Here is a 22,302-nt window from a genome sequence, read left to right as displayed (position 1 = left end):
AAAACAAAAGGACTTTTTGAAAAAAAGGTCAAAAAGTAGCTATATTAATTCTATCTTTGCACCCCGACGCTGGGGTCGGAAAACCCGCTAACAGCGCATAGAAATTAGTTGATAGTTGGTTGTTAATAGTTCATGGCTAAAATACTATGAATCATGAACAACCAGCCATAGCCCACACAAAACACTATGCCAAGAGACACCTCCATTAAATCAGTACTGATCATCGGTTCGGGCCCTATTATTATAGGCCAGGCCTGCGAGTTTGATTACGCCGGATCGCAAGCAGCATTATCGCTAAAAGACGAAGGTATTACCGTATCTATCATTAACAGCAACCCGGCTACTATCATGACGGATAATGTTATTGCCGATCATGTATACCTGCTGCCGCTTACCTGCGAGAGTATAGAGCAAATATTAACCGAGCAAAAAATTGACGCTGTATTGCCTACCATGGGTGGCCAAACCGCGTTAAACTTGTGTATTGAGGCTGACGAGCGTGGCCTTTGGAAAAAACATGGCGTACGCATAGTAGGTGTTGATATTGCCGCTATCGAGAAAACCGAAAATCGCGAAGCATTCCGTCAGTTAATGGTTGATATTGGTGTAGGCGTGGCCAAATCAAAAATCGCCAACTCTTTCCTCGAAGGTAAAGAAGGTGCGCAGGAAATTGGTTTCCCATTGGTAATACGCCCAAGCTATACCCTTGGTGGTAAAGGCGCAGGCTTTGTACATAAAAAAGAAGATTTTGACGCTGCTTTGAGCCGTGGTCTGCAAGCATCGCCAACCCACGAGGTTTTGGTTGAGCAGGCAGTATTGGGTTGGAAAGAATATGAGCTGGAGTTATTGAGAGACAATAATGACAACGTGATCATTATCTGCTCTATCGAAAACTTCGACCCAATGGGTATCCATACCGGCGACTCCATAACCGTGGCGCCTGCCATGACCCTGAGCGACCGCTGCTACCAGGATATGCGTAATCAAGCCATCAAAATGATGCGTGCCATTGGCAATTTCGCAGGCGGCTGTAACGTACAATTCTCGGTTAACCCGGCAGACGAGTCGATCATTGCTATCGAGATCAATCCGCGGGTTTCACGGTCATCTGCCCTGGCATCAAAAGCTACCGGTTATCCAATTGCAAAAATTGCGGCTAAGCTGGCCATAGGTTATAACCTGGACGAAATAGAAAATCAGATCACCAAAACAACATCGGCTTACTTTGAGCCAACGTTAGATTATGTGATTGTTAAAATACCTCGTTGGAACTTCGACAAATTTAAAGGCGCTAACCGCGAGCTGGGCTTGCAAATGAAATCGGTAGGTGAAGTGATGGGTATAGGCCGCAGCTTTATTGAGGCCCTGCAAAAAGCTTGTCAGAGTTTAGAGATTGGCCGCGCGGGCTTAGGTGCCGACGGTAAACAGAGCCGTAACCTTGACGAGATTATGCACAGCCTGGAGCATCCAAGCTGGGACAGGTTGTTCCATATTTATGATGCGATGAGTTTAGGCGTACCTATGGAATCTATCCGTAAGGCTACTAAAATAGATCGCTGGTTTCTTAACCAGATCCAGGATATTGTAAACATGGAGACCGAGTTACGCAGATATTCTGTAGGTAACATTCCTGAAGATTTCTTCTATACGCTGAAACAAAAAGGTTTCTCTGACGCGCAAATTGCCTACATCCTTCATAATAATACTACCGAAGAGGATGTTTACCAGCGCCGCAAAGAGCTGGGCATTAACCGCGTTTATAAAATGGTTGATACCTGCGCTGCCGAGTTTCCTGCTAAAACACCATACTACTATTCAACTTACGATGGTGAGAATGAATCGATCGTATCCGATAAGAAAAAAATCATTGTATTAGGCTCGGGACCTAACCGTATTGGTCAGGGTATTGAGTTTGATTATAGCTGCGTTCACGGTTTATTGGCCGCTAAAGAAACTGGTTTTGAAGCCATCATGGTTAACTGTAACCCTGAAACAGTATCGACCGACTTTAACATGGCCGATAAGCTGTACTTTGAGCCGGTATTCTGGGAGCATGTGCGCGAGATCATCGAGCTGGAAAAACCGGTTGGTGTTGTTGTGCAGCTAGGCGGCCAGACTGCTTTGAAAATGGCAGAGAAAATGCACGAGCATGGTATCCCAATTATCGGCACATCATTCGATAACATGGATATAGCCGAAGATCGCGGCCGTTTTTCTGACCTGTTAAAAGAACTAGGTATCCCTTATCCAAAATACGGCGTTGCTGAAAGCGCCGAAGAAGCTATTGAGGTTGCGCACCAGGTAGGTTACCCGGTATTGGTTCGCCCAAGCTACGTGTTAGGTGGCCAGGGCATGAGCATTGTAATTAATGACGAGGATCTGGAAAAAGCAGTGGTAAGCTTGCTTAAAAACCTGCCGGGCAACCGCGTATTGATCGACCACTTCCTTGACCGCGCATCAGAGGCCGAATCAGATTCTATCTGCGATGGCGAAGACGTACACATTATTGGTTTGATGGAGCACATTGAGCCTGCCGGTATCCACTCTGGCGACTCGTACTCTGTATTGCCACCATTTGACTTGTCGGCCAACGTCATCAATAAAATGGAAGAGTATACCGCTAAAATTGCAAGAGCATTAAACGTTATAGGCTTACTGAACATACAGTTTGCTATTAAAGAAGACGAGGTATATGTTATAGAGGCCAACCCGCGTGCTTCGCGTACCGTCCCTTTCATTGCTAAAGCATACGATGTGCCTTACATCAACATCGCCGCAAAAATTATGCTGGGCGTAAATAAGTTGAAAGACTTTAAAATTGAGCGCAAGCTAAAAGGCTACGCCATTAAAGAACCAGTGTTCTCTTTCGATAAGTTCCCTGAAGTAAATAAAGAATTGGGCCCGGAAATGAAATCAACCGGCGAGGCTATCCGCTTCATCCCTGATTTGGAGGACCCATATTTCAGACATTTGTACAAAGAGAAATCGATGTATTTGAGTAAATAGGCAGAAAGCTTATTTGAGCAGAAAGCTAAAAGCACAAAGACCAAAGCAGTAATGTTTTGGTCTTTTTTATTTTAAGGCTTTAAGCTTTAGTCCGCTCGCTTTCAGCTCAATGATCCACCATTAATCCCTTAACCTCAAAATCTAATCTGTGTTTGGGGTTTGTCTTCACCTGGTGCTGTTTTTTGCCTGATACCGTATCGCCGGCAAAATGCTGCAAGTCATCAGCCAAAAACTGTTTTGCGGCTACTCCTTCGGCTATGATGGTTTTTCCTTTTAAGCCGATAGGTATAGTTATGTTATAATTTTTAAAATGCGCGGCTATGATCTTTCCATTACCGCCATCAATAGTAAACCAGCCGCCTTTTTGTTTGGTGACGCTAAGCACCCGGCCACGAATGGTGGCGCTTATCCGGGCCTTCTTATCCATAAAAGCTTCGAGTTTGGTAGCCTGTACAACTTCGGCAACAACAGGTTTGGTGCCAAACACCATGCCATGCGGCAGGAGGGTATGCTGCGCAAAAGCAACGGTAGCCAAGCAAATAGCGAAGATCAGCAAACGGTATTTCATAATGCGGGTATCTGCCTAAATGAACAACAATTTAAAGGCTTGGTTTTAAATAGGTATACTAATCAAAGGCCGCCATCCGTTTTAAAGCAACGATTATGTTAATATTTGTTAAAAAACAGGGTAGTGATGCCCCGTGGTGCCTAAATGAGGCCGAATGAATTTATATTTAAAAAAATTATTGATCTGATTTGCGGCTTAACTAACAATTAGTTTTAAAGCCGTAATAAACAACTATCTTTGCAGCCGCATAAAAGTTTGATACCGGCACGTATAATATAGGCGGGATTAGATCAAACCAACTTGAAACAGAACATTACGCACATGAAAAAAACGCTACAAAGCTCTTTTTTACTAATACTTTCTATTGCTGCTATAGCCATAAGCGCTTGTAATAAAAAAGCTGCCCCATTGGCAATACCGACACTCGAGATTAACCCGGTTGTTACTGATCTGACATCAACCACGATTACTATACGTGGCCGTTATACCACAAATAACATTATTACCGAAAACGGTTTCTGCTTTAGCAGCACCAACCACTCGCCAACTACCGCTGATATTGTATTAACAGATACCATAGCTATTCATTGGAAAAGTAAGATTACTGCGCTTGTGCCGGGGCAAACTTATTATTTCAGAGCCTATGCTAAAAATGACGGAGGTACCGGTTACAGCGATGTACTGACGGTTACTATGCCATTAAATGATGCCGTGCCAACCGGTACTGTTACCACATTTGTGGGCAGCATATTTGGTACCGGCGATTATATAGACGGTGTGGGTACCGCTGCTGCGTTAGATGGCCCGCAAAATATAGCCTTTAACCCGGTTAATAACTTGCTGTATGTAAGTGATACTTACAATAACGCTATCAGAACTATCGATTTAAATGCTAGTACCAGCACATTAAATATATCCGAGGTTGGTTATGCCGATGGCTTGTTAAGCCAGGCCCGGTTTTATGGCCCCCGTGGTATCTCTTTTGATACACAGGGTAATGCCTATGTAGCAGATCTGGGTAATAACCTGATCCGTAAGATTTCAACTACCGGGACTGTAAGCACCGTTGCTGGTAACACCATACCGGGTTATGTTGATGGTGATGCAACCAAAGCAGAGTTTTTTAATCCTACTGCCACCACTACAGACGGGACAGGAAATGTATATGTGGCCGACCGGACCAATAACCTGATCCGTAAAATTACGCCCGGTGGCGTAGTAAGTGCATTTTCCGGCTATTTAGCATTGGCGGGTTATTCGCAAACTTCTGTACCGGGTTATTTGAACGGTGGCACCGGGGTTGCAGAATATAACTATCCGGTAGCGGTAACTACTGGCGTTGACGGCAACATATATGTGGCCGATAATAAAAATCAAGCCATTAGGATGATTACACCTGCCGGCGATGTATCTACTTACGTAGGTGGTTTATATTACCCGGATATGATAACCAGCCCAACCAGTGTGGTTTTAGACGCGCAAGGCAATATGTTTATTGTTGACAGCGATGGCCGTATACTGGAAGTTACCAATAAACATGTCCTTTATGTATTGGCAGGTGCCTCTAAAACTGTTGGGTTTAAAAACGGTGTAGGCGCCATAGCCCGTTTTAGCAATCCGCAATCTATCGCGGTTGACAAACAAGGCAACCTTTATGTAGCAGATTATAATAACAACGTTATCCGTAAGATCACGATAGCGGTACAGTAAAACCCCACCCAACCCTCCCCCAAGGGGAGGACTTTTTTAATAATTACCAAAAGTCTTTTTTAAAGTCTCCCCTTGGGGGAGATTTAGAGGGCTGTTAACCAAACAACAGTCCAAACACATCCTCAATATTGGCTACCATTTTAACGTCTATAGTATAGCGCGAAAAATCCATGCGCTTTTTATCCTGTGCTGCCGATGGCATGTTGTATTTAGAAATATAGATCTGCTCAAAACCAAGCTTCTGCGCTTCTGCAATGCGTTGTTCTACCCGGTTTACGGCTCGTATCTCGCCGGATAAACCTATCTCTCCCGCAAAACAAGTTTTAAATGGTATAGGTATATTTTGGTAAGATGATATAATAGCCGCCGCAAGGCCAAGGTCAATCGCGGGGTCCTCCACCTTAATGCCACCGGTAATATTCAGGAAAACATCCTGCGCGCCAAGCTTAAATCCGCAACGTTTTTCCAGCACTGCCAAGAGCATGCTCATTCGTTTGGCGTCAAAGCCATTGGCGTTGCGCTGGGGCGTTCCGTATACTGATGTACTCACCAATGCCTGGGTTTCTATCAGCATTGGCCTCATGCCCTCTAAGGTGGCTGATATGGTGATGCCGCTTAATGGCTCGTCGCGTTGCGACAATAAGATCTCTGAAGGATTAGATACCTCACGCAGTCCTTCGCCTAACATTTCATAAATGCCCAGTTCTGATGATGAACCAAAGCGATTCTTCACCGTACGCAAAATGCGGTAAACATGGTGCCTGTCGCCCTCAAATTGTAAAACAGTATCAACCATATGCTCCAGTATTTTAGGCCCGGCAATGGCGCCGTCTTTGGTAATATGGCCTATCAGGAACACCGGCGTAGCTGTTTCTTTGGCAAAGCGTAGCAGCTCGGCAGTACACTCGCGCACCTGCGATACACTACCAGGCGTAGATTCAATATGTGCTGAATGCAGGGTTTGTATAGAGTCTATAACCACCAAGTCCGGCTCTAGTTCTTCAATCTGCTTGAATATGTTTTGGGTTGATGTTTCGGTAAGAATAAAGCAGCCTTTGTTGATATCGGGATTTTCAGTAATTTTTACTTTTGAATTTTGACTTTTTACTTCCGAAAGTCGTTCCGCCCGCATTTTGATCTGCTTCTCGCTTTCCTCGCCCGATACATAAAGTACCCGGCTATTGGGCATGTTCAAAGCCAGCTGCAGCATCAGGGTAGATTTACCAATGCCCGGCTCGCCGCCAATCAATACCAATGATCCGGCAACAATGCCGCCACCTAAAACGCGGTTAAACTCTTTATCAGGCGTAAGCAGGCGGTCTTCCTCGCTAAAGGTAATATTGGCAACCTCTACGGGTTTGTTGGCGCGCTGTAAGGTAGTGCTGTTGTTTACCTTCCAGGTGGGTACGGCCTTTGGATCTTTTTCAATGATCTCTTCAACAAAAGTATTCCATTGCTGGCATGAGGGGCATTTGCCCAGCCATTTAGCCGACTCAAAGCCACAGCTTTGACAGAAATACGCAATCTTGCTTTTAGCCACGTAATTGATTTATTGATGTGCAGATATGCAAATGTGCAGATTTAATTGAGATAAGCAAAGTGATTTGCTAAATAAATTAGTATTTATTGCTGGGTTAAAGGTGTTGTAAAGCTAGGTTTGCAACTTCTTCGCCAACCAGGCTGCCCATGGCTACGCCCATGCCATTGCAGCGTACGGCACAAAATACATTGGGCTGTATTTGTTTAATGATGGGGTTGATATCATTACCAAAACCCATAATGCCGCTCCACCAATAATCAACTTCGGCTGTTTGACCGGGCAATATTATGGTATTGAGGTAGTGGATAAGTTGTTGTTTGATTTTTTCGCTATGTCCAAATTGATGGGTTTCCTCGCCTTTGTAGTCGATGTTTCTGCCGCCGCCGAAAAGGATGCGATCATCAATATTCCTGAAATAATAATAGCCCTCATCGAAATGAAAAGTACCCTTGATCTTTAGGTTGGCGATGGGTTTGGTAACTAATACCTGCCCCCGACCTGGCACTACATCCAGTTCAGGATAAAGTTGTGTGACGAATGCATTGGTGGCCAAAATAACCCTCTTGGTATTAAAATCGCCCTGCGAAGTAATTAAGCGAACGTGATCATCAGTCTGCTCTATTGAATTTACACTGCAATCGTTTAACACCAAAGTGCCTGTCTGGTAGACTTTGTGCAGCAGCGTCCGCATCATTTTGCCGGTATTGATCTGTCCCTCAAAGCGGTTAATTAGCATGCGGTTAATGCCCGATAAGCCAAATACTGCAATTTTATCATCGGCAACTGCATAAATGTCAGGTGTGCCGATGGCTTGCCCGAGCAATTTGTTAAAATATGTTAAGTGGTCCAGGCATTCCTGCGCGCGTTGGGGTTCCTCGTTCCGGAATAACTCATACCCACCCAATTGTTGAAAGTCAATTTCTTCATCGCCCAGATTTTCGCGCAGGCGCCGCAAGCCACGCCATTTATAGTCTACCAGGCGCAGCACTTCTTCTTCTGACGACCTTTTGAGATAGGATAATTGCTCAGAAATCGTCCCAAAGCAAGCAAAACCGGCATTTTTGGTACTTGCGCCACTGGGCAAAAAGCCACGTTCAAGCACCAGTACATTTAAGCCGGGCTGCATTTTTTTGAGCTGTAATGCCGCACTCAAGCCCACAATACCGCTGCCGATGACGATCACATCGGCCTTGCCGACAAAAGCAGTTTGCTCCCAGTATGAATAATTGTGTGACGTCATTTAAGTCAAAAGTAAAAAGTAAAAATTCAAAAGTGCGTGAGGTTAGTTATTTAAAAAGCTTGTTTTTATTTTTACTTGGAATACTTTTTGAAATACAAGTTTTAAACAAGATTATAACAATGAACCATTTAACCTTCATTTTAGGATATATAGCCATTGGCCCGGCCTGGCTGCTCATGATAGCGATAGCGTTGGTAAGCTTAATTGTACAATGGCGCTTTAAAAGTAAGTTTAAGCAATATTCAGAAACTCCATTACTGTCTGGTCTTTCCGGCCAGGAAGTGGCGGAGCGGATGCTGCGCGATAACAATATTTTTGATGTGCAGGTAATTTGTGTAGAAGGGCAATTGACCGACCACTACAACCCGGAAGCTAAAACGGTAAACCTTAGCCCGGATGTATTTTACAGCCGTAGCGTTGCTGCCGCCGCCGTCGCCGCGCACGAGTGTGGCCATGCCGTACAACACGCAGCGGGTTATAGCTGGTTAAGTCTGCGCACTACCATGGTGCCTATAACTAACGCTGCATCGACATTAATTCAATTTACGCTATTTATAGGCGTAATGCTATTAATATTTATACATAACCCTATTGTGCTTGCGGTAGGCGTAGCGGGTTTGGCAATAGTAACTGTATTTGCGTTTATTACCTTACCGGTGGAGTTTGATGCCAGCAGTCGTGCTTTGGCCTGGTTAGACAACAACTACGGCATTATGCAAACCCGCGAAGAGCACGAACAGGCTAAGGACGCTTTATGGTGGGCCGCTATGACTTATGTAGTTGCCGCTTTAGGATCATTAGCTACTTTGCTGTATTACGCAGCTATGTTAAGCAACCGTCGAAATTAAACTTTCATTAGAAAATAAACAATTTGGTTAAATAACTGTCTGTCATTTATAAAACAGAGAGTTATGAAAAACTTAGTAAAAATATTTATGCTGCTGGGCGCCGTCTTATTGGTTTCGCCTGCGGCAGAGGCACAGCTTAGCGTAGGCTTATCTGTAAGGATAGCGCCACCGCCACTACCTGTGTATGAGCAGCCTGAGTGCCCGGTAGACGGTTACCTATGGCAGCCCGGTTATTGGGCATACGATCCCGATGGTGGTTACTATTGGGTACCCGGTGTTTGGGTGGCTCCGCCAGATCCGGGATATTTATGGACACCATCTTATTGGGGCTATGATGGCGGTATCTACTTGTTCCACCGCGGATATTGGGGTCGCCACGTAGGTTTTTACGGCGGTATCAATTACGGTTTCGGCTATCCGGGATATGGCTTTTATGGTGGTATGTGGAGCGGCCGTTCGTTCAGATACAACACTGCAGTATTTAGGGTAAACCGTACGGTTGTGCGTAATGTATATGTTAACCGCGTAAATGTGCGCCCAACGTCCAGCAGGGCCAGCTTTAATGGCCGTGGTGGTGTTGTCGCCACGCCATGCCCCGAAGAACGTAAGGTGATGAATGAACGCCGCATTCAACCAACCCGCACCCAGATCTCGCATCAGCAAATGGCCGGGCGTAATCCGGCACAACGCCTGTCGGCCAATCATGGCCGCCCGGCAACACCGGCTATGAACAGGCCCGCTAATCGCCCTGTCAGTTCGCCGGCAAATAGACCTGGCCGCCCCGGAACCCCTGCGCAGAACCGTAATCCCAGTGCACCATCAACTAATCGCGTAGCGCCACACGTTAACCGAAGTAATCCGGCGCAACGTGCGGATCGTCCACAGCGTACAGTGCCACAAAGCACACCTCGTACCGAGCAGCACAATATACCACAGCAACGCCAGGCGCAACCGCAGCGCCAGGTGCAGCCACAACGTGAAATGCAGCCGCAACGTCAACCACAGCCACAGCGCCAAATGCAGCCACAGCGCCAAATGCAGCCGCAACGCGAAATGCAGCCTCGTCCGCAAATGCAACCACGTCCGCAGATGCAGCAACCGCGTCAACAACCACAACAACGTCCTATGGGTGGCGGCGGCCAACCTCGCGGTGGCGGTGGAGAACATGGTGGCGGTGGCGGAGAGCATCACCATTAATAACAGATCTGTCATTGCGAGCATAGCGTGGCAATCGCGAACATTGCATCCTTGCGATTGCTTCGTCGTACCTCCTCGCAATGACAAAACCGTATAAATAAAAGAGCCCGGTTAAATTTAACCGGGCTCTTTTGTATGTCTAAAATTAACGTCTGAATTAATTCATCCTATACGGCGCAATCAGATAAAACTCCGGAATGTGCACATCAAATTCGGCATTATCTAATAAGCGCACCATGTGGTATTCGCCTTTCATGCTACCCATGTCGGTTTTTAAATTACAACCTGACACATATTCGTGCGAGCTGCCTGGTTCAATAACCGGCTGTATGCCAACAACACCTTCGCCCTCAACCTCGCGCTTAGCGCCGTTAGAGTCAAATATATACCAGTGGCGGCTTAACAGGCGTACTGCATAGCTGCTCATATTTTCAATAGTAACCTTGTAGGCAAACATAAAATGGTCGTTGGCCGGGTTTGAATATTCGGGCTGATAAATGGTATCAACCGACACCTTTACGCCATCTGTAATAAACGTAACCATATAATAAGCAATCGTTTTAAAATAAATATAGAATCAGCTAATCAAAAACTAAGCCATATGCCGGCCCAATTTTAGGCAATATATAGCTTTTCGTTAAAAAGCAAAAAAATTAAAATGTTAAATTGTTACAGTAGATACGAAATTTTCGAACCTTGGGTTGTGCTCAATTTCATTCAGGATCTCATCCAGCTCTTCAAAAGAGGTCGCGGTAACCAGCTTCATACGGTACTCTTTAAAGTTTTCTATCCCTTTAAAATAGTTGGTATAATGCCTTCTCATCTCAAAAACACCCGTTTTTGGGCCTTTCCATTCTATTGATTTGATGAGATGCGTACGGCAGGCGTCAATGCGTTCGGCAAAGGTTGGCTTAGCCAGATACTCGCCGGTTTTAAAGTAATGTTTAATTTCACGGAAGATCCACGGATACCCAATGGCCGCTCTGCCAATCATCATGCCATCTACGCCATACTCCATGCGCCAGGCTGCCGCTTTTTCAGGCGAGTCTATGTCACCATTTCCGAAAATGGGGATATTAATCAACGGGTTGCGTTTAATTTCGCGGATCAATGTCCAGTCGGCCTGGCCTTTATACATTTGCGCACGGGTGCGGCCGTGTATCGTTAAAGCCTTAATGCCTACATCCTGCAAACGCATGGCAACTTCTTCCACGTTTTTTGTGGTATCGTCCCAACCCAAACGAGTTTTTACGGTTACCGGTAAATGGGTGCCCTCAACAACCGCTTTAGTCATGGCCACCATTTTGTCGATATCCTGCAATAAACTGGCGCCGGCACCGCGGCAAGCCACATTTTTTACCGGGCAGCCATAATTGATGTCGATCAAATCTGGGTTTGCCAGGGTAGAAATTTCAGAAGCTTCGCGCATATGGTCGATATCACTGCCGAAGATCTGGATGCCGATAGGCCTTTCATACTCAAAGATATCCAGCTTTTTACGGCTTTTGGCCGCATCGCGTATCAATCCCTCCGACGAGATAAATTCGGTATACATCATGTCTGCGCCATGCTGTTTGCATACGTAACGAAAGGGCGGATCGCTCACGTCCTCCATCGGCGCCAGCAGCAGCGGGAACTCTCCTAAATCTATATTTCCAATTTGTACCGACATGGCTTATCTTTAAGCACTGCAAAAATACGCATTTTTAAATAAATGATTAAATCGCTGTTTCGCCTGTTGCCGCTTGAATTACTGTATTTAATAGTTATAACCATTTTTACTGTGCTGGCCGGCTATATATTAGGTTCGGCCATAGTGATGATACTGTATGGCGTAAATACAGTAATGGAAATAGCCCAATTGAATTTGAGCGACCCTAATGCCGTAAAAGGACTATGGATTTTGCAGATTGTAAGTACTACTATCCCTATCCTGGCGTCGGCCGTTTTTTTTGCCAAATTTGTGGTAAAGGATACGGATGAATACTTAAAGACCTCGTTCAAATTCCCCTGGTTTTTACTGGTCATTGTTTTTTGTGCGATGCTGGTGTCAGCACCACTCATAGAAATGCTGGGCAATATCAACCAAAAACTAGAGCTCCCTCATTTTTTAGCCGGCTTACAGCAATGGATGCGCAATACTGAGGATAATGCGCAAAAGCTGACCACCGTTTTGCTACAGATGAAAACGGTAAGTAGCATGATCTTTAAACTACTGGTTGTTGGTTTGCTTACTGCCGTAGTAGAGGAATTTATGTTTAGGGGATGTATGCAAACCATTTTTATGAAATGGACAAAAAACGCCCATGCTGCGGTATGGATAACCGCGGTATTGTTCAGCGCTTTTCACCTGGAGTTTTTTGGCTTTTTACCGCGATTAATGTTGGGTGCATTATTTGGTTATTTTGTGGTGTGGAGCGGCAGTATCTGGACATCGGTTTGGGCGCATTTTATCAATAATGGCACTGCGGTAATATGGAGCTATTTATATCAAAATAAAATGAGCGACCTTGACCCGGACAATACCCATCTATTTAATTTACCTGTGTACCTGTTTAGCCTGATAATTATTTTATTTTTGTTGTATCTGTATCGTAATATAGCAATGGGCAAATGGAAAATGCCCGCTAAGTAAATGGAAAAAAACTGGATCAAATTTTTTTCTTCGTCTGATTTTTACCGGTCAGAGCTGGTAAAGCAAGTGCTTTGCGAGAATGAAATTGATGCCGTTTTATTAAATAAACAAGCTTCTTCACATCGCGATTTTGGCGGTGTTGAAGTTTATATACACCAACAGGATTTTAGCAACGCTGTGGAAATAATTATCCTGAACCAAATATAAATGTACCAATGAAACCATCATGAGCTATCAGTCAACAAGCAAACGACTTCAGCTCATGATAGCTTCATTACCATAAAAAATAATAATATCAATGAAAACTCGTGCCATAACCGGCTTCTTCTTTATCATCGTGATGCTGGCCTCCGTTTTACTGAATCATTATGTTTTCGGGGTGTTTTATTTATTGCTAAGCGGCCTGGTTTTGTGGGAGTTTTACGGACTAATTAAAAAAGCCGGCTTTAAGCCTGACGTAACTACCGGGCTGTTAAATGGCGCCTTAATTTACATCGTCTTTGCTTTGGCTACTGCTGATAGCGATTACCATAAATTGATCTTCCTGCTGCCGGTTACGCTAAGTGCGGTATTTATACAGGAGCTTTTTAAAAAACACGACGCGCCGTTCACCAACATTGCTTATACTTATTTGGGGCTGATATTAACCATCATTCCCTTTACGTTTTTTCATGCGCTGGCTTATGTGGGCGGCACGGCTAACCTGCATTTCCCGATGGGGTTTTTGCTGATGCTTTGGGCCAATGATACCGGCGCTTACCTGGTGGGCAGTAAGCTGGGGCGCACTAAACTATTCGAACGCCACTCGCCTAAAAAAACCTGGGAGGGGTTGATGGGTGGCATTATCATTACTGCTATAGCGGCCTATATCATCAGTATATACTTTACAGAACTTGCCCTTGACCAATGGATCTGGATCGGGGTGCTCATCAGCTGCTTTGGCACCACCGGCGACTTGATAGAATCTATGTTTAAACGCAGTATAGATGTTAAAGACTCGGGCGGTATCTTACCAGGTCATGGGGGCCTGCTTGATAGGTTTGATGGCCTGCTTATTGCCGCACCAGTTGTATACGCCTATTTATACTTCGTTACAAATCCGTAATTTTGCATCATGAAATCATCTGTGCTAACACTAACAAACAATTAAATAAGCACATGGTAGCTTCATCACCACAAAAAAATAAACAATACCAATGAAAAAAATGACTTTCCATAAAGAGGGATATACGTCCCTGGCCTTGTGTATCCTGTTCATCTTTGTTTTAAATGCGGCTATACAGTTTTATCTACCAGATTACACAGTATTAAAATGGATATTTTACATTCTATCGTTCGCACTGTTCGTTATCATAGTGCAGTTTTTTCGTAACCCACATTTTGATATCACCCAGGACGAAAAATGTGTACTATGCCCGGCTGACGGGAAAGTGGTTGTGATTGAAGAAACCACAGAAACAGAATTTTTAAAAGATAAACGCATCCAGGTTTCTGTATTTATGTCGCCGGTAAATGTGCACGTTAATCGTAATCCTATTACCGGTGTGATTAAGTATTTTAAATATCATCCGGGTAAATATTTGGTGGCCTGGCATCCAAAATCATCGACAGAAAACGAGCGTACTACGGTAGTTACCGAAAACAGCAACGGTACCCAGGTATTGTTTAGGCAAATTGCCGGTGCGCTGGCACGCCGTATTGTTTGGTATGTTAAAGAAGGTGACAAGGTTGAACAAGGTGATCAGTTTGGTTTCATCAAATTCGGATCGAGGGTAGATGTTTACCTGCCTTTGGGTTCAAAAATAAACGTAGAGATAGGTGAGGTAGTTAAAGGCGGACGTACGGTACTGGCTGAGCTTCCGGCTTAATCTTTAGCTGATGATAAAATAAAAAGGCCGGTGCATTTGCACCGGCCTTTTTTGTGTTTCCTGTTTGAACCCTCTTTCCGCCAAAGGCGAAGAGGGTCACGCACGACGTGCCGCGGGGTGAGTCGACAGCGTGCATTCACCTCGCCTATCGAGGACTCACCCGATCATCGCTTCGCTCGATCACCCTCTCTTCCGCAAGCGGGAAAGAGGGTAGATCATCCTTTATTTGCTAGTGGGCTTTTGGGCGACTGTAAGCCCTTGTTTTGTCTCTGATGAAGATTGGGCGACCATTGATTTGGCCGTGCCTTAGCGGAGGCAAGAGTGCTTGCTGCAGCAATTGAAGCCCTCCCCGGTTCGGTTTTTTGCTGCACGATTATACTTAAAACTTAAATAAATTTCAAGGCAAAAAAAAACCTTCCTGGTTGTGCCGGGAAGGTTTTTTAAAGTATGATTGTAATTACACTCTTTTTGATTTGATACGAGCTGCTTTACCGGTAAGGGCACGCAGGTAGTAAAGTTTAGAGCGACGCACTTTACCGTGGCTGTTAACTTCTACTTTGTCAATATTTGGCGAGTTAGCAGGGAAAATACGCTCAACACCAATACCGTTTGAAACTTTACGTACAGTAAATGTCTCAGAAACACCAGTGCTATTGCGTTGGATAACTACACCTTGGTAAACCTGGATACGTTCCTTGGTTCCCTCTTTGATTTTATAATGTACGCTTACAGTATCTCCTGCTTTGAAAGACGGGAATTTATTAATTGTTACTGTTTGCTCTTCTACAAATTTTACTAAATCCATGATTTTAAGCTCTAAATGCGATTTTTAACCCGTAAAAATCGGATTGCAATTATAGGGATTATTTTTGAATTTAAAAAGTGGAATTTAAAAATTTCAACAATTAGTTTTTTATTAACAAAAAATGGTCAAAATACCGTACTAAAGGCCGAAAATCAATAGCCTGCAACTCGATCAAATTACTCTAAAAGATCTGGCCGGCGTTGCCTGGTGCGCTCAACAGCTTGCTCAAAACGCCATTTTTCTATCTCGGGCGTGTTGCCACTCAATAAAATGTCCGGAATTTTGTGTCCGTTCCAGTCGGCAGGGCGGGTATAAACGGGGGCATCAAGCAGCCCATCCTGGAAAGAATCGGAGAGAGCCGAAGTCTCGTCAGACAATACACCGGGAATCAACCTCACCACCGCATCAACCACAATAGCCGCAGGCAGCTCACCGCCGGATAGTACATAATCGCCTACGGAAATTTCTTTAGTGACAAAAATATCGCGGATACGCTGGTCGATGCCTTTATAATGTCCGCATAAAATAATGAAGTTCTGCTTAACCGATAGTTGGTTGGCCATACCCTGGTTTAACGTCTCACCATCCGGCGACATAAAGATCACCTCGTCATAAGTACGCTCGGCTTTCAGGGCCTCAATACATTTGGCAAAAGGTTCAATGGTCATCACCATGCCACTGCCGCCGCCGTAAGGATAGTCGTCAACGCTTTTTTGTTTGCCATCGGCATAATCGCGCAGGTTATGCACGTGTATTTCGGCCAGCCCCTTTTTTTGCGCGCGCTGTAAAATAGAGTGGGCAAAAGGGCTATCCAGCAAGCCGGGCAATACGGTAATAATGTCAAAACGCATGGGGCAAAGATAGTTTTTTTGTTAGAGACAAGAATCAAGAGCCAAGAATCAAGATATGAAGCGTCCAAGGTCTTGACTCTTGGTTCTTGTCTCTTGATTCTAAATTCGGCACTGTATGGTCCAGCGATGGCCGAAGGGATCTTGCAATTCGCCCTGGCGGTAGCCGTATTCATAATCAATAACCGGCGATATGATGGTTGCACCTGCAGCAATGGCCTGATCAAAAACCGCCTTTACATCGGCAACAAATAAACCAATAACAACCGTAGTGCCTTTATTAGCATCCGGACTAACTTTGTGTGTATGTTGAGGCATCATTTCGTGCAGATGAAATACTGCGTCATCAATAACCAGTTCGGCCACGTGTATAGAACCATCATCATTCAGAATGCGAAAATTCTCGGTAGCGCCGAAAGCGTTCTTGTAAAAATCGATATCGGTTGTTCCTTGATTAAGGGTAAGTAGGGGCGCGAAAGCTGTTTTTGTTTCCATGAGATAAATATCGACTAATGAATTTTGAATATCGAACGCCAATGTACTTCATCATTCATTATTCGAATTCGGTGTTCGATATTCATTAACGCAGGCTTAATCCTCGTCATCTTAAATAAGTACTTCTCTACTAAATTAAGAACATAAGCGTAAACATCGGATGTCAATCGGCTCAGTCTTTTCGGTTTATTAATTTACCGTTCACAAAAGTAAAGTATCCGGGTTTACCGTTTGGCAGGCGTTCATAAACCCATTGTTCTTGCATGGCGCCGCCGCTCCAAATTCGGTTTATATTATCGGGCTTACCATAGGCATCTTCAACCATAACTTTGGTCATGCCGATTTTAACAATGCCATTAGCTATAGATGCCCCATTTAATGGCCCGTATTTGCTGATCATTTCTGTTTTGTGATCTCGAGCTATAAAAGTGTTTTTGAAAGCTGTATAAGCCGGGCTTTGGTTTATCAGGCTATCGGCAATTTCGCCGGTAATATCGTTGTATTGCGCATACCAGGCTTGTACTTTAGAAGAGTAGCTTAACAGAACTACGCTGTCGCCTGCGGGAATAGTGACAGCGTGTTTCCCCGAGATTTTGCTGGGTACAATTTCTCCAACCCGGTTTGTAGCAACGGTTAAAGATGTTTGCGCATTTACGCTAAGGCAAAAAAGTAATAGCAGGGCAAATGTCAACAGGGCTTTCATACAAGGATTATTAATCCATGTAAATATCAAGCAATCCTTCCGGTAAATCAACAGTCAGGATCTCTTTTACCGCATCAATACCTGTAATGATGTCTTCATTGAGCGGAAATAGCACTTCGAAACCCTTGTAGGTTACGGCGGCTACCAATTGCTGCGGAAATTCGTGAATGTCGGTAATTACACCCAATTCGCCTTCGTTGATATCAACAGCGGTAAAACCTTCTAAGTCAAGCAGGGTAAACTCTTTCTTTTTCTTTTTTGGTTTGAGTTTGTTAGACAGGTAGATATCTTTTTTTACCAGGGGCGTAGCTTTCTCAATAGTATCCACATCCTCCAGGTATAGATAGGCCTGGTTGTTATGATTGTATTTGATAGACTCTACAAAAAACGGCGCCAGCTTGCCGGCTATCTCAATAAAAATAGCGTCAAATGTGATATCGTCCAACCCGTCGAAATCAACATATAGCTGCATTTCGCCTTTTAGGCCCTTGGTTTTTAGTACGCTGCCGATGCGGAAACAGTCTTCGATTTTCATATTACCTCTCCTAAATCCTCTCCAAAGGAGAGGATTTGCTTTTTTATAGTATTACTGTCCTCTGTATCTCCCTCTCCTTTGGAGAGGGCCGGGGTGAGGTTAAACAACAATGGCGAAGAACCTGTTAGGTGCCTCGCCATTATAAATAGTCTTGATTCTTGACTCTTAGTTCTTGATTCTATTAAAGAATTATTCAGCAGCCGGAGTTTCGTCAGCGGCAGGAGCTTCTTCAGCAGCCGGAGCCACTTCTTCAGTAACTTCAGCAGCAGGAGCTTCTTCAGCTTCAGCAACCGGTGCTTCTTCTTCAACAGCTTCAACTTCTGGAGTGTTTTTAGCAGCAATAGCGGCAGCTCTTTCTTCTTTTTTCTTGGCCTCAGCTTCTAAAGCTGCTTTGCGGGCAGTTTGTTTAGCTGTAGAAAGGTCGGTCTTTTTGCCGGTAATTTTACCGTCTTTTTGATCTAACCATTCGGTAAATTTAGCATCTGCTTGTTCTTGAGTTAAAGCACCTTTTTTAACGCCACCTTGTAAGTGTTTTTTGTAAAGTACGCCTTTGTACGAAAGAATAGCACGACAAGTATCTGTTGGCTGGGCACCATTGTCAACCCAGGTAAAAGTTTTGTCGAAGTTAATGTCAATTGTAGCAGGGTTTGTGTTTGGGTTGTAAGAACCTAAACGCTCAATGAAGCGACCATCACGTGGTGCACGGGCGTCTGCTACTACGATGTAATAAAAAGGTTTCCCCTTTTTACCATGTCTTTGCAATCTGATTTTAGTTGCCATGTTTGTTTTTAATTTATGTGTTCAACATTTCCCCGGAGTTTCTTTCAGCGGGGATGCAAAAGTAGTAATTATCAGTTAAATAAAAAAACAAACTTTAAAATCAGGTAATTAGCCTATAAAACAAGAGATTTGCGCTATGAATAAACTAAGCATAGCCATAGATATGGACGAGGTTATTGCCGACCCCATTGACAAATTTATAACCATTTACCAGCAAGAACACGGGTATAACTACACGTTAGACCAAATGCATGGTAAAGAATTTCGCGAATTGCTGCCGCCCGAGCTGGATCATACCCTGCGCGAATACATTAACCGAAAAGGTTTTTTCCGCGATCTGAAAGTGATACCGGATAGCCAGGAGGTGCTTGCCGAACTGCATAAAAAGTACGATGTATTTATCGTATCGGCCGCTACCGAGTTCCCGCTTTCGTTAGAAGACAAGCAAGCCTGGCTGGCAGATTATTTCCCTTTCATCAGCTGGACCAATATTGTTTTTTGCGGACATAAGATTGTCAATACGGATATAATGATAGATGATCGTACCAAAAACTTTACCCGCTTTAACGGACGTAAGTTGTTGTTTACATCGCCACATAATGTGCTGCTTACAGAATACGAGCGTGTAAATACCTGGAAGGAAGTTGCGGAGAAGTTGCTTTAATAAATCAACCTGTCAAATAACAGAAAGGCCGGAAAACCGGCCTTTTAATATTCTTTAAACTTTTAGCTTACAATGACAGCATCTCCACAATCCTGGTAAACTCTTCATTTACCTCATGGTGATGTTTTACAGATTGGCCGAATGGCGTAAATTCTATATCGTTATGAATAAGGCCTACCATTTCGCCGGTGTGGCCATCTTTTAGTGCTTCTACGGCTGCTACACCTAAGCGGCTGGCCAATACACGGTCCATACAGGTTGGTTTACCGCCACGCTGAATGTGACCCAATACAGATACACGGGTATCATAATGCGGGAACTTTTCCATGATGGCTTTACCTATTTCGAAAGCGCTGCCCGGCTCATCGCCCTCGGCAACCATTACTATTTTAGACGTTTTGTCTTTCCGGCCTTTTTCCAGGCGCTCAAATAACGCGTTGATGTCTGATCTGGTTTCTGGTACCAGCACTGCTTCGGCACCTACACCCATGCCTGTGCGCAAGGCAATCATGCCCGAGTCGCGGCCCATTACTTCAACAATAAACAAACGGTCGTGCGATTCGGCAGTTTCGCGGATCTTATCAACCGCTTCTATAACCGTATTAATGGCAGTATCATAACCAATGGTAAAGTCAGAACCGCGTAAGTCATTATCGATTGTACACGGTATGCCAATGATCTTGATGTCTTGATATTCATCGCCAAACTCGCGTACGCCTTTCAAAGTACCATTGCCACCCAGGGCAATCAGTGCATCTATCCCGTTTATTTTTAATTGTTCGTAAGCTTTTTGACGACCTTCGGCGGTTTTAAAGTATTCGCTGCGGCCTGTTTTTAGTAAAGTACCTCCGCGCTGAATAATATTTGATACCGATTTGGTATTCATCTCGTAGATATCGCCATTAATCATCCCTTCAAAACCACGGCGGATACCGGCAATTTCAATATTGTAAAAAATGGACGTTCGTACTACCGCCCTGATGGCGGCATTCATTCCTGGAGAGTCGCTACCGGACGTAAAAATCCCTATTTTTTTTATCGGAGTCATTAGCTATAAATGGCAGATTTGTATTTGTACCTGATTAACGGCAAGCAACTACATAACCTGCCGTTTTCGGCGCAAATTTAAGTTATTTTTTGGCTTGTTGCGCACTTTGATAAGCGCTAATTCCGCTTTCTAAAAATTTCAGGTAGCCCTCTACATTATAATTTGCCGGCGATGGGGGAATGGCTACACCGTTTTTATCGGTCAGCATATTGCCGTCGCTATCCAATAAGACATAGAAAGGCTGCGAGTTAGCATTAAAGCGCGAAGCTTCCAGATCGCTCCATTTGCCACCTAGCGTGGTGATTTTTTTACCGCTATAGGTCGATGTAAATTGTTCTGAAGGATCGAGTTCGGCTTTATCATCAACCACCAATTGCAACAAAATGTAATCGTTTTGAAGATGATTGAATACGCGCGAATCTGTCCATACATCAGCCTCCATTTGGCGACAGTTTACGCAGTTAAAGCCGGTAAAGTCAATCATAATGGGTTTGTGCAATTCTTTCGATACCTGCAGCGCCTGATCATAATCGTACCAGGCATCCAGTCCGCGGGTAGCAATGCGGGTATAATTGGCAGCGTATTTTTTTATTAATGATGATGTTTTGGTTGGGGTACCGCCTGAAGCCGCATTTCCCGGAACGGGTGATAAATCAAACTCCTGCGTTGCGATAGGCGGCAGGAATGCACTCAATGGTTTAAGCGGCGCGCCCCATAAACCGGGGATCATATACACCACAAAGGCAAAAACCAGGGTGGCCATAAAAAAGCGCGGAACAGATACGTGATCTGTATCGCTGTCATTCTCAAACTTGATCTTTCCTAAAAGATATAAACCAAGCAAAACGCCCAGCGAAATCCAGATCGACAAGAAAATATCGCGGTTAAACCAGTTCCAATGATAAGCCAGGTCTACGTTCGACAAGAATTTCAACGCAAAAGCAATCTCTAAAAAGCCCAGGCAAACCTTTACGGTATTTAACCATCCGCCAGATTTTGGCAATGATTTCAATGCCGATGGGAACAAGGCAAAAGCGGTAAATGGCAAAGCTAAAGCAGCAGAAAAACCCAGCATGCCAATAGCCGGACCAAGCCTGTCGCCTTTTGAGGCAGCCTCTACCAGTAAAGTGCCTATGATAGGGCCGGTGCAGGAGAATGATACCACCACTAAAGTGGCAGCCATAAAGAAAATACCGGCAATGCCGCCTTTATCGGCATTGGCATCCAGTTTATTACCTAATGAGCTTGGCAGGGTGATCTCGAAAGCTCCCAGAAACGAGATGCCAAATACAACCAGCAGCAGGAAAAAGAAAATATTAAATATACCGTTGGTTGCTAAAGCATTCAAAGCATCAGAACCAAATAGCCCGGAGATGATCAGCCCTAATCCAACATAAATGATGATAATAGACAAGCCGTAAAGTAATGACTGCCCGATACCTTTAGCCCGCGAGCCGGCTTTTTTGGTAAAGAAACTCACTGTTAGTGGCAGCAACGGGTAAATACAAGGCATAACTACGGCGGCCAGGCCGCCCAAAAAACCGGCAATAAAGATCTCCCAGAGGGATTTGGGCTTGCCCGCACTTTCGGTACTTGCTTGGGTTGCAGCAGCCTGTACCTGCTTAAGCGCGCTTTTTGTTTTTTGCAGCGTAGTTTGCATTTGTTTATGCATAGCTATGCTATCTGCCGCGGTAGGAATGCTGGTAAAAGTAACTCCGCCGGTATCGGCAGATTGTGCCATCGCCGGTTTTATATTGCCAAACAAACCGGCAAAAATTACCAGGCTAATCAATACTATCCTCGTCACAAAAA

The 22,302-nt window shown here is 44.3% G+C and carries 22 protein-coding genes; 9 read left to right on the top strand and 13 right to left on the bottom strand.

Annotation, left to right across the window (positions count from 1 at the left end; genetic code table 11):
• Nucleotides 1–186: 186 nt before the first annotated feature.
• Entirely contained in the window at nt 187–3,006 is a 2,820-nt protein-coding gene (gene carB, locus HB679_RS18200; protein ID WP_214073450.1) for a carbamoyl-phosphate synthase large subunit, read from the top strand.
• 106 nt (nt 3,007–3,112) lie between these two features.
• Here the strand turns inward: carB and HB679_RS18195 are convergent, their stop codons facing one another.
• Nucleotides 3,113–3,574 (bottom strand): DUF4920 domain-containing protein, encoded by a 462-nt coding sequence (locus HB679_RS18195; protein WP_214073449.1) that lies wholly within the window; start codon nt 3,572–3,574, stop codon nt 3,113–3,115.
• A 321-nt stretch (nt 3,575–3,895) separates the two neighbouring features.
• On the opposite strand from HB679_RS18195, the gene HB679_RS18190 reads away from it, so the two are divergent.
• Entirely contained in the window at nt 3,896–5,284 is a 1,389-nt protein-coding gene (locus HB679_RS18190) for a hypothetical protein (protein ID WP_214073448.1), read from the top strand.
• Between the two features lie 94 nt (nt 5,285–5,378).
• Here HB679_RS18190 and radA read toward each other — a convergent pair whose 3' ends face one another.
• Nucleotides 5,379–6,824 (bottom strand): DNA repair protein RadA, encoded by a 1,446-nt coding sequence (gene radA, locus HB679_RS18185; RefSeq protein WP_214073447.1) that lies wholly within the window; start codon nt 6,822–6,824, stop codon nt 5,379–5,381.
• Nucleotides 6,825–6,918: 94 nt separating this feature from the next.
• The gene (locus HB679_RS18180) at nt 6,919–8,064 is read right to left on the bottom strand and encodes an FAD-dependent oxidoreductase (RefSeq protein ID WP_214073446.1); all 1,146 of its coding nucleotides are present in this window, start codon (nt 8,062–8,064) and stop codon (nt 6,919–6,921) included.
• Nucleotides 8,065–8,183: 119 nt separating this feature from the next.
• Between HB679_RS18180 and HB679_RS18175 the strand changes: the two genes are divergently transcribed.
• Together HB679_RS18175 and HB679_RS18170 are read left to right on the top strand one after the other, a co-directional pair.
• A complete protein-coding gene (locus HB679_RS18175) occupies nt 8,184–8,912 on the top strand; it encodes a zinc metallopeptidase (RefSeq protein WP_214073445.1) in 729 nt (242 codons plus the stop codon).
• Nucleotides 8,913–8,975: 63 nt separating this feature from the next.
• Nucleotides 8,976–10,109 carry a YXWGXW repeat-containing protein gene (locus HB679_RS18170; protein ID WP_214073444.1) on the top strand — a complete coding sequence of 378 codons (1,134 nt, stop codon included), beginning with the start codon at nt 8,976–8,978 and terminating at the stop codon, nt 10,107–10,109.
• Nucleotides 10,110–10,266: 157 nt separating this feature from the next.
• Here HB679_RS18170 and apaG read toward each other — a convergent pair whose 3' ends face one another.
• Together apaG and dusB are read right to left on the bottom strand one after the other, a co-directional pair.
• The gene (gene apaG / locus HB679_RS18165) at nt 10,267–10,653 is read right to left on the bottom strand and encodes a Co2+/Mg2+ efflux protein ApaG (RefSeq protein WP_214073443.1); all 387 of its coding nucleotides are present in this window, start codon (nt 10,651–10,653) and stop codon (nt 10,267–10,269) included.
• Between the two features lie 117 nt (nt 10,654–10,770).
• Nucleotides 10,771–11,781 (bottom strand): tRNA dihydrouridine synthase DusB, encoded by a 1,011-nt coding sequence (dusB, locus tag HB679_RS18160; RefSeq protein WP_214073442.1) that lies wholly within the window; start codon nt 11,779–11,781, stop codon nt 10,771–10,773.
• Between the two features lie 42 nt (nt 11,782–11,823).
• On the opposite strand from dusB, the gene HB679_RS18155 reads away from it, so the two are divergent.
• From HB679_RS18155 to HB679_RS18140, 4 genes are all read left to right on the top strand, one after another.
• On the top strand, nt 11,824–12,744 hold the full coding sequence (locus tag HB679_RS18155; RefSeq protein WP_214073441.1) for a CPBP family intramembrane glutamic endopeptidase: 921 nt from the start codon (nt 11,824–11,826) through the stop codon (nt 12,742–12,744).
• Nucleotides 12,745–12,951, top strand: a complete 207-nt coding sequence (locus HB679_RS18150; RefSeq protein ID WP_214073440.1) for a DUF2007 domain-containing protein — start codon at nt 12,745–12,747, stop codon at nt 12,949–12,951.
• 91 nt (nt 12,952–13,042) lie between these two features.
• The gene (locus tag HB679_RS18145; protein ID WP_214073439.1) at nt 13,043–13,849 is read left to right on the top strand and encodes a phosphatidate cytidylyltransferase; all 807 of its coding nucleotides are present in this window, start codon (nt 13,043–13,045) and stop codon (nt 13,847–13,849) included.
• A gap of 100 nt (nt 13,850–13,949) precedes the next feature.
• Nucleotides 13,950–14,612, top strand: a complete 663-nt coding sequence (locus HB679_RS18140) for a phosphatidylserine decarboxylase family protein (RefSeq protein WP_214073632.1) — start codon at nt 13,950–13,952, stop codon at nt 14,610–14,612.
• Nucleotides 14,613–15,069: 457 nt separating this feature from the next.
• Here HB679_RS18140 and rplS read toward each other — a convergent pair whose 3' ends face one another.
• The 6 genes from rplS to HB679_RS18110 form a co-directional block, all read right to left on the bottom strand.
• Entirely contained in the window at nt 15,070–15,417 is a 348-nt protein-coding gene (gene rplS / locus HB679_RS18135; RefSeq protein WP_214073438.1) for a 50S ribosomal protein L19, read from the bottom strand.
• Between the two features lie 176 nt (nt 15,418–15,593).
• Nucleotides 15,594–16,268 carry a tRNA (guanosine(37)-N1)-methyltransferase TrmD gene (gene trmD, locus HB679_RS18130; protein WP_214073437.1) on the bottom strand — a complete coding sequence of 225 codons (675 nt, stop codon included), beginning with the start codon at nt 16,266–16,268 and terminating at the stop codon, nt 15,594–15,596.
• A 99-nt stretch (nt 16,269–16,367) separates the two neighbouring features.
• Nucleotides 16,368–16,760: a VOC family protein gene (locus HB679_RS18125; protein ID WP_214073436.1), complete on the bottom strand. Its 393-nt coding sequence runs from the start codon at nt 16,758–16,760 to the stop codon at nt 16,368–16,370.
• A gap of 172 nt (nt 16,761–16,932) precedes the next feature.
• Entirely contained in the window at nt 16,933–17,463 is a 531-nt protein-coding gene (locus HB679_RS18120; protein WP_214073435.1) for a hypothetical protein, read from the bottom strand.
• 10 nt (nt 17,464–17,473) lie between these two features.
• A complete protein-coding gene (rimM, locus tag HB679_RS18115; protein ID WP_214073434.1) occupies nt 17,474–17,998 on the bottom strand; it encodes a ribosome maturation factor RimM in 525 nt (174 codons plus the stop codon).
• 189 nt (nt 17,999–18,187) lie between these two features.
• Nucleotides 18,188–18,778 (bottom strand): 30S ribosomal protein S16, encoded by a 591-nt coding sequence (locus tag HB679_RS18110; RefSeq protein WP_214073433.1) that lies wholly within the window; start codon nt 18,776–18,778, stop codon nt 18,188–18,190.
• A 136-nt stretch (nt 18,779–18,914) separates the two neighbouring features.
• On the opposite strand from HB679_RS18110, the gene HB679_RS18105 reads away from it, so the two are divergent.
• Nucleotides 18,915–19,442 carry an HAD hydrolase-like protein gene (locus HB679_RS18105; protein ID WP_255547653.1) on the top strand — a complete coding sequence of 176 codons (528 nt, stop codon included), beginning with the start codon at nt 18,915–18,917 and terminating at the stop codon, nt 19,440–19,442.
• Nucleotides 19,443–19,509: 67 nt separating this feature from the next.
• Here HB679_RS18105 and pfkA read toward each other — a convergent pair whose 3' ends face one another.
• Both pfkA and HB679_RS18095 read right to left on the bottom strand, forming a co-directional pair.
• Nucleotides 19,510–20,490 carry a 6-phosphofructokinase gene (gene pfkA, locus HB679_RS18100; protein ID WP_214073432.1) on the bottom strand — a complete coding sequence of 327 codons (981 nt, stop codon included), beginning with the start codon at nt 20,488–20,490 and terminating at the stop codon, nt 19,510–19,512.
• Between the two features lie 82 nt (nt 20,491–20,572).
• A complete protein-coding gene (locus HB679_RS18095) occupies nt 20,573–22,297 on the bottom strand; it encodes a cytochrome c biogenesis protein CcdA (protein WP_346345160.1) in 1,725 nt (574 codons plus the stop codon).
• Nucleotides 22,298–22,302 lie beyond the last annotated feature (5 nt).

Origin of the sequence: Mucilaginibacter sp. dw_454 (assembly GCF_018449775.1) — a bacterium.
GTDB lineage: Bacteria > Bacteroidota > Bacteroidia > Sphingobacteriales > Sphingobacteriaceae > Mucilaginibacter.
This window is presented reverse-complemented; position numbering and strand designations above follow the sequence as displayed.